Annotated in this window: 12 protein-coding genes; 8 read left to right on the forward strand and 4 right to left on the reverse strand. The window is 75.0% G+C overall.

From position 1 onward, the window contains the following. Positions 1-8 precede the first annotated feature (8 nt). Genes SM611_RS08880 through SM611_RS08890 form a run of 3 tightly spaced genes read left to right on the forward strand, consistent with a single transcriptional unit; the run spans position 9 to position 1,613 of the window. The gene (locus SM611_RS08880) at positions 9-218 is read left to right on the forward strand and encodes an MbtH family protein (protein ID WP_371948649.1); all 210 of its coding nucleotides are present in this window, start codon (positions 9-11) and stop codon (positions 216-218) included. Then, positions 211-876 (forward strand): GNAT family N-acetyltransferase, encoded by a 666-nt coding sequence (locus SM611_RS08885; RefSeq protein ID WP_371948650.1) that lies wholly within the window; start codon positions 211-213, stop codon positions 874-876. Before SM611_RS08880 ends, SM611_RS08885 begins: the two co-directional genes overlap by 8 nt. After that, entirely contained in the window at positions 873-1,613 is a 741-nt protein-coding gene (locus SM611_RS08890; RefSeq protein ID WP_371948652.1) for a thioesterase II family protein, read from the forward strand. Before SM611_RS08885 ends, SM611_RS08890 begins: the two co-directional genes overlap by 4 nt. Before the next feature lie 125 nt (positions 1,614-1,738). On the opposite strand, the gene SM611_RS08895 is transcribed toward SM611_RS08890, so the two are convergent. Further along, on the reverse strand, positions 1,739-2,794 hold the full coding sequence (locus tag SM611_RS08895) for a S1 family peptidase (protein WP_371948653.1): 1,056 nt from the start codon (positions 2,792-2,794) through the stop codon (positions 1,739-1,741). 361 nt (positions 2,795-3,155) lie between these two features. On the opposite strand from SM611_RS08895, the gene SM611_RS08900 reads away from it, so the two are divergent. From SM611_RS08900 to SM611_RS08910, 3 genes are all read left to right on the forward strand, one after another. After that, positions 3,156-4,145, forward strand: coding sequence for an ABC transporter ATP-binding protein (locus SM611_RS08900; protein WP_371948654.1), 990 nt, complete (start codon positions 3,156-3,158; stop codon positions 4,143-4,145). 109 nt (positions 4,146-4,254) lie between these two features. Next, a complete protein-coding gene (locus tag SM611_RS08905; protein ID WP_371948656.1) occupies positions 4,255-4,872 on the forward strand; it encodes a histidine phosphatase family protein in 618 nt (205 codons plus the stop codon). Positions 4,873-4,903: 31 nt separating this feature from the next. Continuing rightward, entirely contained in the window at positions 4,904-5,857 is a 954-nt protein-coding gene (locus SM611_RS08910; protein WP_371948657.1) for an ornithine cyclodeaminase family protein, read from the forward strand. Positions 5,858-5,882: 25 nt separating this feature from the next. Here the strand turns inward: SM611_RS08910 and SM611_RS08915 are convergent, their stop codons facing one another. The 3 genes from SM611_RS08915 to SM611_RS08925 form a co-directional block, all read right to left on the reverse strand. Further along, entirely contained in the window at positions 5,883-6,710 is an 828-nt protein-coding gene (locus tag SM611_RS08915; protein ID WP_371948658.1) for a nitroreductase/quinone reductase family protein, read from the reverse strand. Positions 6,711-6,991: 281 nt separating this feature from the next. After that, entirely contained in the window at positions 6,992-9,943 is a 2,952-nt protein-coding gene (locus SM611_RS08920; protein ID WP_371948659.1) for a helix-turn-helix transcriptional regulator, read from the reverse strand. 169 nt (positions 9,944-10,112) lie between these two features. Then, the gene (locus SM611_RS08925; RefSeq protein ID WP_371948661.1) at positions 10,113-11,342 is read right to left on the reverse strand and encodes a glycosyltransferase; all 1,230 of its coding nucleotides are present in this window, start codon (positions 11,340-11,342) and stop codon (positions 10,113-10,115) included. A gap of 193 nt (positions 11,343-11,535) precedes the next feature. Here SM611_RS08925 and SM611_RS08930 point away from each other — a divergent pair, with 193 nt between their 5' ends. Next, a complete protein-coding gene (locus SM611_RS08930) occupies positions 11,536-12,144 on the forward strand; it encodes a histone deacetylase (protein ID WP_371948662.1) in 609 nt (202 codons plus the stop codon). 9 nt (positions 12,145-12,153) lie between these two features. Beyond that, positions 12,154-12,609 (forward strand): peroxiredoxin, encoded by a 456-nt coding sequence (locus SM611_RS08935; RefSeq protein WP_371948663.1) that lies wholly within the window; start codon positions 12,154-12,156, stop codon positions 12,607-12,609. Positions 12,610-12,618 lie beyond the last annotated feature (9 nt).

Raw genomic sequence — 12,618 nt, forward strand, 5'->3', positions numbered from 1 at the left:
GGATACAGATGAGCAACCCGTTCGAGGACCCGGACGGCACGTACTCCGTCCTCGTCAACGACGAGGGCCAGCACTCGCTGTGGCCCTCCTTCGCCGAGGTCCCCGCCGGCTGGACGGTGGTCAAGGACGAGGACACCCGGCAGGCGTGCCTCGACTACATCAACGAGAACTGGACGGACATGCGGCCGAAGAGCCTCATCGAGGCCATGGGTGAGTGAGCCCGGCTGGGGGCCGCCCCCAGGAGACGGCGCTCTGCGGATCCCCTCGGTCACCGAGTGGGAGATGGAGATGCGGGACGCCGCCGACCTGCGTCCCGCGCCGCTGCCGGGCGTCGAGATGACGTTCACGCTGGCCGCGCTGCCGTCCGCCGACGTCAACCGCGCCCTGTACGCGACCGTCGGCTCCCGCGTCTGCTGGACCGACCGGTTCCCGTGGACGTACGCGCAGTGGCGCGGCTGGGTCGAGCGCCCCGAGCTGGGCACCTGGATCGCGATGGCCGAGGGCACCATCGCCGGGTTCTTCGAGATCGAGGCGCAGCCCGGCGGGGACACCGAGATCCACCTGGTCGGCCTCACCCCCGCGTTCGTCGGGCGCGGCTACGGCGGCTACCTCGTCGAGCAGTGCACCCGCCGCGCCTGGCAGCGCGGCGAGCTGTGGGCCCTGGACGCCGGGCCCGCGTCCCGGGTGTGGCTGCGCACGAGCAGCCTCGACCATCCGAACGCGATCGCCAACTACCGGCGCCGGGGCTTTAAGGTGGCGGCGGAGACCACCGCGCCGAAGCTCGTGCCGGACCCGCGGGTCGCGCCCTGGCCGCTGCCGGACGACCCGCGCAGGGCCTCCCGCCGGTACGAGGACGAGGAGGAGTTGATCACGTGACCACCTGGTTCCGCTGCGCCGAGACGCGACCGTGGGCGTCCATGCGGCTGTTCTGCCTGCCGCACGCGGGCGGGTCGGCGGTGTTCTACCGGTCGTGGGCCAGGGAGATCAGCCCGGCCGTCGAGGTGCACGCCGTCCAGTACCCGGGCCGCGCCGACCGGATGGCGGACGCGTTCGTCACCGACGCCCACCAGCTCGCCCGCCTGGTCGCCGGTGCCATGGCCCCGCTGATGGACCGTCCTGCCGCGCTGTTCGGGCACAGCATGGGCGCCGTCCTCGCCTACGAGGTGGCCCGGCTGCTGCAGGAGCGGGGCAGCGCCCCCGTGCACGTGTTCGCCTCCGGCACCCGGCCGCCCCACGACCGCGGCGACGACCGCGTCTCCGAGCGGGACGACGACGGCGTGGTCGAAGAGATGGTCAGGCTGGGCGGCAGCGACGCCGAGGCGCTGCAGGACCCGGAGCTGCGCGAGCTCGTCCTGCCCTACGTCCGCAACGACTTCGCCCTGATCGAGGACTACGCGCACCGGGACGGGACGCGGCTGGCCGTCCCGCTCACCGCCATCATCGGCGACTCCGACCCGCACGTGTCGGTGGAGCAGGCGCGCGGCTGGGCGCGGGTCACCGACGGGGCGTTCGCGCTGAAGGTGCTGCCCGGCGGCCACTTCTACCTGACCGACCAGCAGCCGGCGGTCATCGCCGAGGTCCTGCGCACCCTGGAGGTGCCCGCCACCGGCTGAGCCCGCCGTCGGCGAGACCGGCCGGACCCGGTCGGGGCCCGCACGCGGCGGCGGGCCGCCCCCACGGAGTCCGGGTGGGGACGGCCCGCCTCTCACGGTGCCGTCTTCTCAGTCGTGCCGCGAGATCAGTAGACGCTCAGCCCGTAGCGGGAGAGCGGCTCGGTGACGGGCTGGAAGAACGTCGTCCCGCCCGACGAGCAGTTGCCGCTGCCGCCGGAGGTCAGGCCGAGCGCGGTGGACCCGGCGAACAGGGAGCCGCCGCTGTCGCCCGGCTCCGCGCACACCGTGGTGCGGATGAGGCCGCTGACGCTGCCCTCCGCGTAGTTCACCGTCTGGTTGAGCGCGGTGACCCGGCCGCTGTGCAGGCCGGTGGTGCTGCCGCTGCGGTACACGGTCTGCCCGACCGCCGCGTTTCCGGCGCTCGTGATGTCGCGGGTGCCGGAGTAGAGGCTGACGCTGCCCTGCGTGTCGGTCGGCGTCGAGGTGTACTGCACGACCCCGTAGTCGTTGCCGGGGAAGCTGCTGGCCACGGTGCGGCCGAGCGTCCGGCCCGAGCTGTCGGTCCAGGTCGTGCCGATGTTGGTGCAGTGCCCGGCGGTCACGAAGTAGTACGTGCTGCCGGACCGGACGTTGAAGCCCAGCGAGCAGCGCGCGCCGCCCGTGTAGATGGCCTCGCCGCCGCGGGTGAACTTCTGGAACGTCCCGGCGACCCGCTCGGTGCGGACGGCGGCGCCCTGCTTGGCGACCGCGGCCCGCACCTTCGTGAGCTTGGCGCCCGTGACCGTGCTGTCCATGGTGAGGAGCACCTGGTTGCTCGCCGCGTCCACGGCCCACGCGGTGCCGGGCACGGTCGCGTCGCGCTCGAGCGCCTTCATGACCTTCTTCAGGTCGGCGCCGCTGCGCGCGACGGTCTGCGGGACGGCGCCCGCGGCGCGGACCGCCTGCGCGGCCCGCGCACCGGTGACGGTGACGACCAGCTTGCCGTTCTTCAGGTAGGAGCCGGCGGTCTGGGAGCCGAGCTGGTGCGCGAGGCCGGTGGCGACCTCGCCGGGAGCGGCCGGTGCGGCGGGAGCAGCCGGTGCCGCGGACGCGGCGGGAGCGGTGGCGAGGGTCGCGGCCACCAGGCCGGCCGCGGCCGTGGTGACGGCGGCGGCGCCGACGCGCCTGTGACGGTTCTTCACGTGTGCCTCCAGCGGGGGGATTGGCGCACCCTTGTGGTGCGCCGGAGGTCCTGGACATCGTGTAAGAACCGTCAATACGGATGTAAGACGCAGAAGGTGACTAATTCGGGACGACGTCGTTGTCATCCTGCGGGGCCGCAGGTGGTCATCCGGGCATGCCGGACTCCCGGCCCAGGAAACCGAACGCGATTATGTTTCGGGATGCGCGGGGCGTCCGGACCGGGTGTGCCGCAGGGGACGCCCTCGACCGGGCGTCCGCTGGGCCTCCCCGCCGCGCCGAACCCGTCGTACAGTCGGAGATGACGGGGGACCGGACATACGACGCGGATCCCCCGCTCCCGGTTCCCGCACGGGAGTGCCCATGGGTGTCGAGATCCGGGTGGAAGGGCTCAGGAAGTCGTTCGGGCGGCAGGTCATCTGGGAGGACGTGTCGCTCACCGTCCCGGCGGGGGAGATCTCCGCGCTGCTCGGGCCGTCCGGCACCGGCAAGTCGGTGTTCCTCAAGAACCTCGTCGGGCTGCTGCGCCCGGACCGCGGCCACGTCTACGTCGCCGGCGGCGACGTCCCCCGGCTGCGCGAGCACGAGCTGTACGAGATGCGCCGCCGGTTCGGGGTGCTGTTCCAGGACGGCGCCCTGTTCGGCTCCATGAACATCTACGACAACATCGCCTTCCCACTGCGCGAGCACACCAAGAAGGGCGAGTCGGAGATCCGGCGCATCGTGCTGGAGAAGATGGAGATGGTCGGCCTGACCGGGGCGGAGGACAAGCTGCCCGGCGAGATCTCCGGCGGGATGAAGAAGCGCGCCGGGCTCGCCCGCGCCCTCGTCCTGGACCCCGAGATCATCCTCGCGGACGAGCCGGACTCCGGCCTCGACCCCGTCCGCACCGCCTACCTCAACCAGCTGTTCGTCGACCTCAACACCGAGCTCGGCGCCACGTTCCTCATCGTCACCCACGACATCGGCACCGCCCGCGTCCTGCCGGACAACCTCGGCCTGCTGTTCCGCCGCGGCCTCGTGATGTGGGGGCCGCGCGAGATGGTGCTGTCCAGCACGGACCCGGCGGTCAACCAGTTCTTCAACGCGCGCCGCCAGGGCCCCATCGGCATGGCCGAGGAGAAGGACGTCGCCGACGCCGCCGCCGAGCCGCAGGCGGTGCCGATGCCGGCGCCGATCCAGCCGCAGCTCATGCCGAGCGACGGCCGGCTGCGCCCCTCGATGCGCCGTCCGGGCGCGTGGCTGCGCGACCACGGGATCACCCCGCCGCCGGGCTCGTTCGTCGACGAGCAGGGACGCGACTGGCTCGCCGACTGGGACACCCTGGTCGCGCAGCGCCAGCGGCACCCGTAGCCGGGAGTCCGCGGACCCGGACCGGTGAGGACCGGACCGGCGAGGCTGGCTACCCTCCGAAGTCGTCGCCCGCGCACGGGAGCACGGGCGGGAGACATGGGGGGACGGCATGGGAGAGAGCGCGTCGGGCGGCACGACCCTCTACCTCGCCCGGCACGGCGAGACCGAATGGCACGCGGAGAACCGGTACGCGGGCGTCAGCGACGTCGGGCTCACCACGACGGGCCGCGCGCAGGCCGAACGGCTCGGCCGGTGGGCGGCCGGGGCCGGGGTGGACGCGGTGTGGGCCTCCCCGCTGGGCCGGGCGAGGGCGACGGCCGCCCCGGCGGCGTCCACCCTCGCCCGCCCGCTCGCGATCGACGGCGACCTCGCGGAGGTGGACTTCGGCTCCGCCGAGGGCCGCACCCTCGCCGAACTGCCGCCCGCGGAGGCGGCGGCCTTCCTCGCCGACCCGGTGACCGGGGCCTTCCCCGGCGCCGAGGACCCGCGCAAGGCCGTCGAGCGCGGGACGGCGGCGCTGCGGCGCATCGCCGCCCGGCACCGCGGCGAGCGCGTCCTCGTGGTCACCCACAACACGCTGCTGCGGCTGACCCTGTGCGGGCTGCTGGGCATCGCGCCGTCCGCGTACCGCACGGTGTTCCCGCAGGTCCGCAACTGCGCCGTCACCGAGCTGCGGTTCACCGGGCGCACCGCGGGCCTGGTCTCCTTCAACGTGCCGGCCGGGTAGCGTCCCCGCCGCCGCGGGGGAAGATGGTCCGGTGACGCTCCTCCTGAACCGTTCCGACCTTGAGACGCTGCTCGATCCCGCCACGTGCCTCGACGCGCTGCGCCGTGGCTTCACCGCCGTCGAGGACGGGACGGCCGCGCGCCGGGTGGTCGTGCCGCTGCCCGGCCAGGGCACCGCCACCGCGCTGCTGCCGGGCCTGGTCGAGGGAATCCCCGCCTACACGGTGAAGGCCAACGCCAAGTTCCCCGGCAGCCGGCCGGCGCTGCGCGGCGTCGTCTGCCTCCACGACCTCGGCACCGGCGAGCTGCTGGCGCAGCTGGACTCGGCGACCGTGACCGCGTGGCGCACCGGCCTGGCCGCCGCGCTCGGCACCCACGCGCTGGCCCGCCCGGACGCCGGCGACGTCGCGGTGATCGGCGCCGGCGCGCAGGCCGAGCTGGTCCTGCGGGGCCTGTCCGAGCTGCGGGAGGTGCGCGGCCTCACCGTCTGCGACCTGGACGCCGGCCGCGCCGCCGGGTTCGCCGAGCGGCACGGCGCGCGGCTCGGCATCGCGCCGGCCGTCGCCGCCGACCCGCGCGCCGCCGCCCGGGACGCGGGGATCGTCGTCATGGCGACCTGGGCGCGCCGCCCCCTTCTGCACGCCGCCGACGTGGCGCCCGGGACGCACCTCACCTCGCTCGGCGCGGACGAGCCCGGCAAGGCCGAGCTGGGCGCCGACCTGCTGGAGGGCGCCCGCGTCGTCGTCGACGACGTCCCGCTCGCCGTCGAGATGGGCGTGCTCGCCGGCGCGGGCCTCGACGTGAAGCACGCCGCCGGGACGCTCCGCGACCTGCTGCGCGGCCAGGTCCCGGCACGGGTGAAGGGCGGAGAGGTCACGGTCTACGCGCCCGTCGGGCTGCCCTGGCAGGATCTCGCGGTGAGCTGGGCGGCCTACCGGGCGGCCCGCGCCGCCGGGGCGGGCGCGGAGTTCGACTTCCTCGCGTGAGCTCGCGAGGCTCGGCCGCACCTGGCTAGACCTCCGGCGCGCCGAGCAGCGGGACGAGCCGCTCCTCCTCGTGGTCCAGATGCGCCTCCAGCGCATCGGTGAGCCGCTCGACCTCCGCGAGCAGGGACGCGGGGTCGCCCGTGTCGAGGACGCGGCGCAGCTCGTCCAGCAGCCCCTTCACGACCTCGTGCTCGTCCTTCATGCGGGCCAGCGCCGGCGCGAGGTCCGGATGCGCCCGCTCCAGCGCCGGGAACAGCATCGTGTCCTCGCCCAGATGATGGTTGCCGAGCCCCTGGCACAGCGAGAGGCAGGTGACGCGCAGCTGCGCCCCCACACCGGCCCCGGACGCCGCGACCTCCTTCCGGATGAGCGCCAGCTCCCTGCGGAACGCGTCGTGCACCGCGAGCAGCATCGCGGCCGGAGACTCCGGCCCGCCGGGCGGCCCGGCCGCCGTCTGGACCAGCGCGACGACGGGCAGCGTCCGCCCCGACCGGGCCTCGTACTCGCCCCACCCCGGGTCGGCCTCCACGGCCCGCGCGAAAGCGGTGTCGCGCTCGGCGCCCTCCAGGACGACGGCGTCCGCCTCGTACCTGAAGGGGCCGCTCTCCACCGTGACGCGCGGGGTGGCGACGAGGTTGCGGAACCAGGCCGGGTGCCTCGGCGCGCCGCCGGCCGACGCGATGACCAGGACGCGCGTCTCCCCGTCCGGCAGGTAGCCGAGCGGCGTCGTGTGCGGGGCGCCCGACCGCGCCCCGGTCGTGGTCAGCAGGAGCAGCCGCCCGCCCTCGAACGGGCCGCCGACCCGCCCGCCGTTGGCGCGGAACTCCTCGATGACCTGACGATTGAAATCCATGTGTCTCCTGAACTGTTTCCGGGCATGGCGAAAAAGCCATGGAGGCGGCAAGCGACCATGACTGAAGAAATGGTGGGGACGGGCATGCCGAAGAGACGGGCATGCCCGATGACGTCGCGCGATGCGCGTGAAGAGAAGAGAGAGAACGCGAGTGGAAAAGGCGGGCCGCGCGCCCGCCCCGGCCTCACTCGGAGGCCGGGAACCTCACTCGCTCATGGCCAATGGCCGACCCGGCAGTCACGAATAGCAGGCTAACCGAACCGTGCCGTTCAACGCAACGCTCACAGTCCTTCGCGGTGGGCCACGGCGGCGGCCTGGGTGCGGGACGCGACGTCCAGCTTCGCGAGGATGTTGGAGACGTGGACGCTCGCCGTCTTCGGCGAGATGAACAGCGCCGCCGCGATCTCCCGGTTGTTGCGCCCCTCCGCGACCAGCTTCAGGACCTCCCGCTCGCGCCCGGTGAGCGCGCCGAGCCGGCCGGACGACGCGGGCGCCGCGCGGCCGGCCGTCCCGCCGAGGCGGGCGCGGGCGCCGAGGTCGCGCAGCACCGCGAGCAGCGGCCTCGCCTCCAGCCGTTCGGCGGTCTCGACGGCCGAGCGCCACACGTCCGCCGCCTCCTCGCGGTCGCCGCTCTCCGCGAGCGCCTCGGCGAGCCGCCAGCGGGATCGCGCCACCTCGTAGGCGAACCCGCCGTCCGGGTCGCCGTAGGTGAACAGGTCGGCGGTCTTCCGCCACAGCTCCACGTCGTGGACGCCGTCGATGCGGGCCCGCTCCGCCTCGGCGCGGCTCACCCAGGCGTGCCCCTCCAGCCCGAGCCAGGTGCGGGGCTGCCCGTCGAAGGTGACCGCGACGGCCCGCCGCACCCGCCGCATCAGGTCGTCGCCGGCCTCCGCCGCCCGCCGCACGGCGTCCCCGTCGCCCGCGGCGCGCCCCCGGGCGGCCAGTTCGGCGTGGGCCCAGAGCCCCGTCGCGGCGATGCGCAGGAAGGACGCGCCCTCGCCGTAGAACGGGTCGGCGATGGCGCCGACGTGCTCCAGCGCCTCCCGCGGGTCGTCCCGCCACAGGGCGTCCTCGGCCGCGAGGCCCCGCGCGATGTAGTTGGCCAGGAGGTCCTCGCCCCAGAGCGGAGCGATCCAGCGCAGCCGCTCGGCCACGACCGGGCTGCCCTGCGCGACCTCCACGAACAGCGCGTAGGCCGAGACCTGCGCCTCGTAGGGCCGGACGACCTGGAGGGGGAAGCCGCCCGCGATGCCGCGGGCCTCCGCCCAGTCCCCGGTCGTGTAGCGGACCAGGTACTGCAGCGTCCGCATGGCGATCCCGAACATGCTCCATCCGACGCCGTTGTCGAGGGCGAACCGGACGCCCTCGTCCGCCGCCGACGCGGCGCCCGCGAGGTCGCCGCGGTCGAACTTCGTCCGGGCGTACTGGAACCTGGCGCGCAGCGCCGCCTGCGGGCTGTCCCCGCCGGCGTCGGCGAGGTCGCGGGCCCGCGCGAACAGCTCGGCGACCCCGCTGTCGGCCTCCCGCGACTCCCGGTACATGCCGAGCGTCACCAGCAGGGCCGCCTCGGCGCCGGACGCGCCGGCGGCCCGCGCGGTGCCGATGGCCTTCTCCGCCATCCCGGGCATCTCCCCGTCCGGGTCGGTGTACAGGAGCGTCCGGGCGTAGGCGGCCTCCGCCCAGGCGAGGCCCGGTGTCGGCGGGTCGGCGGGCAGCATCGCCACCGCGTCCCGCGCGACGGCGCGCGCCTCGTCCAGCTCGTCGAGGTCGAGCAGGTACGTCGAGTAGTGCTCGCGGATCGTGGAGCCGAGCGCGACGTCGGCCGGGTCCACGACGTCCAGCAGGCGGCGCAGCCGGTGCGCGGCCCGCCGCGCCTCGCCGGCCCGCGCGGACGCCTTCGCGGCGGTCAGCGACAGCCGGACCCGGTCGGTGCCCGCGGCCTCCGCCGCGCCGGGGACGGCCTCCCACAGCTCCAGCGCCCGCTCGTAGTGCTCGAACGCGTCCGCGGGCGCGCCCAGCCGGTCGGCCTCCCGGCCCGCCCGGACGGACGCGGCGAACGCCGCCGGCAGGTCGTGCGCCGCGAGGCTGTGGTGGGCCAGCTCCGCCGCCGATCCCCGCGTCCCGGCCGGCAGGTCGGCGAGGCGGCGGGCGAAGTCGGCGTGCAGCCGGGTCCGCTCGCCCGGCAGCAGATCGGCGTAGACGGCCTCGCGCAGCAGCGCGTGCCGGAAGACGTACCCGGTCCCGTGCGGGACGAGCAACTGGTGCGACACGACCTCGCGCAGCGCCTCACCGACGGCCGCCTCGTCCAGCCCGGACACGCGGCGCACCAGCTCGTCGTCGATGCGGCGTCCCGCGACGGCCGCGACCCGCACCACCCGCTGCCCGCCGTCCGACAGCCGCTCCACCCGCGACAGCAGCAGGTCGGCGAGCCCGGACGGCAGCTCCGCCGCCCCGTCCCGCGGCCCGGGGTCGGCCGAGTACAGCTCGCCCGCGTAGAACGGGTTGCCCTCCGACCGCCGGTGCACCCGCTCCACGACCTCCGCGGTCACCGGCGCCGCTCCGTGCGACAGCGCCGCCAGGTACTCGGCGGTCTCGCCGGGCCCGAACGGCGGCACCTCGACGCCCGTGACGTTCGGCAGCCGCAGCAGCTCCGCCACCACGGGCCGCAGTGGATGCCGCCGGTGCAGGTCGTCCGACCGGTACGTCCCGACGAGGCAGACCCGCTCGCGCTGCAGGACGCGGCACAGGAACGTCAGCAGATGCCGGGTCGACCGGTCGGCCCAGTGCAGGTCTTCGAGGACGAGCAGGACGGGCCGGTCGCGCCCCAGTTCGCCGAGCAGCCCGAGCACCGCCCCGAACAGCTGCTGCTGGCCCAGCTCCGACGCCGCGCCCGGCCCGCCGTCGCCGTCCGGCAGCAGGCCCTTCAGCACGGGCCGCGCGTCGAGCGCCGCGCGGACCTCGTCCGCCTCCGGCGCGCCGGGCTGCGCGGCCGTCCACAGCGCGTCCGCGAGCGGCAGGTACGGCATGCTCTCGCCGAGTTCCGCGCACTGGCCGACCAGCACCGCGCCGCCCTGCGCACGAGCGGCCCGGGTCAGCGCGGCCACCAGATGCGACTTGCCGACGCCCGCGTCGCCGCTGACCAGCACGGCGCCCGCACCGCCCGCGGCGGCCCGCTCCATGGCGACGGTCAGCTCCGCGAGCTCCGCCGCCCTGCCGATCAGCACCCCGCTCATTCCGCCGAGTATCCCATCGGACCGGACATGGACGGGCCCCGGATCCGGAGAGGGAACCGGGGCCCACGGAACGGAGGCTTCATCGCCGGTGGGCGGGCCTGGCGGCCGGCGGACGGTCGTCGGGCGAAGCCCGTCGGTTGGATGGTGGTGGGTGGGGGCTGGCGGACGGTCAGCCGACGAGGGCGGGCGCCAGGTCGGTCTCGTGCTCCGCCGCCTCCTCGGCCGCCGGCTCGGGCTCGGGCACGGGCAGCACCTTCAGGTAGGCGCGCAGCGTCTCGGCGGCGATCCGCTCCAGCGAGTAGCGGGAGCGGGCGCGGTCGGCGGCGGCGATCGAGTAGCCGTGCAGCGTCGTCTCCTCCGCCAGCAGCTGCCGGACCGCGCGGCCGATCACGACCGGCCGTCCCGCCGGGACGTGCAGTCCGGTGATGCGGTCGAGCACCTCGTCGACGTTCCCGCCGGCCGGGGTCGCCACGACGGGGACGCCGCAGGCCATGGCCTCCAGCGGCACCGACGGGCACGGCTGGTGCGGGGCCAGGCACAGGGCGAGGCTCGCGGTGCGCAGCAGCTTCGGCAGCGCCTTGCGGGGCAGCCGGCCGAGGAAGATCACCCGGTCGCCGACGTGCAGCTCCTTGGCGAGCAGCCGCAGCCGGTGCACGGCCTGGTCGCTCTCCAGCTCCTCGCGTCCGGGGCCGCCGGCGACGGCCAGCTCGGCGTCCGGGACGTGCACCAGCGCGCGCATCGCGGTGGCGACGTCGCCGGCCTCCAGGTCGTCGCAGACCATCACGAGGCGGGGCCGGCCGCCGTGCGGCATCGCCGGGCCGACCTGGGAGAAGTGCTCGCCGTCCACGCCGTAGGGGACGACCGCGACCGACGGGCGGGGGACGCCCATCCGCACGACCTGGCCGGCCTCCTCGGCGTGCCCGACGAGGACCATGTCGGCGTCGCGTCCGATGGCCTTCTCCAGCCGGTCGCGGTGCGGGTGCACGCGGCGCCCGGCGCGACGCTCGGACGCGGCCACGCCGTGGTAGCTCTGCGCGAACGGGATGCCGAGCTCGCGGGCGACGGCGCAGGCGGCGAGACCGCCGATCCAGCCGTGCGCGTGCACGACGTCGGGGCGTCCAGAGCCGCTCCAGCGGCGGCGCAGCCCGTCCGCGAAGTCGCGGATGTGCTGCAGCAGCTCGTCGTCCGAAAGCGGGCGCGCGGGCCCGGCGTCCAGGTGCACCAGCGTGGCGCCCGGCGCGAGCCGGACCCGGCCGCGCGCGGCCTTGTTCTCCCGCCGCGCGTAGACGGTGACCTGGTTCGGCTCCCCGTCCGTGGTGAGCGGACGGGTGAGTGAACGAGCGAGATCCCGGACGTGGACGGACTGCAGGTGTTCGCCGTCAAGGTCGGAGGCGGACACGAGAGCGATGTTAAGCGGGCGAGTCATACGGATCCTCCGGGACATCACAGGGAAGCACGGAGGTATCTGCGTCGTAGACACCTGCTCGGCAGGGTTCATATCCGCCCGCGGGCCCCGCCAAACCCCCTGAAACGTCATCCGGTCCGGCCAGGTGCCATGAAACCACCACTGGCCTGCGGCGATACTGGACCGGATGGACGACGATCCGCTCTGGTACGTGGCCTACGGCTCGAACCTCTTCCAGGAGAGGTTCCGCTGCTACCTGTCGGGCGGCCGCCCGCGCGGGAGCGCCCGCCACCACACCGGCTGCCGGGACCCCCGCCCGGCCCGCGCCACCTGCTCGATCACGGTCCCCGGCGGGATCTACTTCGCGCACACCTCCCTGACCTGGGGCGGCGGGATGGCCTTCTACGACCCGGACCTTCCGGGCCGGGCCGCCGCCCGCGCCTACCTGCTGACCCGCCGCCAGTTCTGCGACGTCCTCTCCCAGGAGATGCGCCGCGGCACCGGCACCGACCACGACCTGTCCGAGGCCCTCGCCCGCGGCCGCCAGCGCCTGGGCCCGGGCCGCTACGAGACCGTCCTGAAGGTCGGCGAGCGGGCCGGCCGTGCCATGCTCACGTTCACCTCACCCGCTCCGGCGCCTCCAAACGCGCCCACCGCCCCCTACCTGGCGATGCTCGGCGGCGGCCTGCGCGAGGCGCACGGCTGGAGCACCGCCCGCGCCGCGTCCTACCTGGCCGGACGCCCCGGCGCGCAGGGGGTGTGGACCGCCCGGGCCGTCGCCGGGGTCCTGGGCTAGGTTCGTCCCATGAACGTCGGTGACACGGTTGACGATTTCGAACTGCCCGACGAGACGGGCGCCCCCCGGACCCTCGCCTCCCTCCTGGAGAAGGGGCCCGTGGTCCTCTTCTTCTACCCCGCCGCCCTGACCCCCGGCTGCACCGCCGAGGCCTGCCACTTCCGGGACCTGGTCGCCGAACTGGCCGAGGCCGGCGCCCACCCCGTCGGCATCAGCGCCGACCCGGTCGCCAAGCAGAAGGAGTTCGCCGACAAGCACTCCTTCGGCTACCCCCTCCTGTCCGACCCGTCCGGGGAGGTCCGCGCCCGCTTCGGCGTCAAGCGCGGCCTCGCCCTCATGCCGACCAAACGCCAGACGTTCGTCATCGGCACCGACCGCCGCGTCCTGGCGGTCGTCAAGAGCGAGATCCGCATGAACGCCCACGCGGACAAGGCCCTGGAGGCCCTCCGGGCCGCCAAGGGCTGAGGCGGGCTC

Origin of the sequence: Actinomadura monticuli (assembly GCF_041463655.1) — a bacterium.
Lineage (GTDB): Bacteria > Actinomycetota > Actinomycetes > Streptosporangiales > Streptosporangiaceae > Spirillospora > Spirillospora monticuli.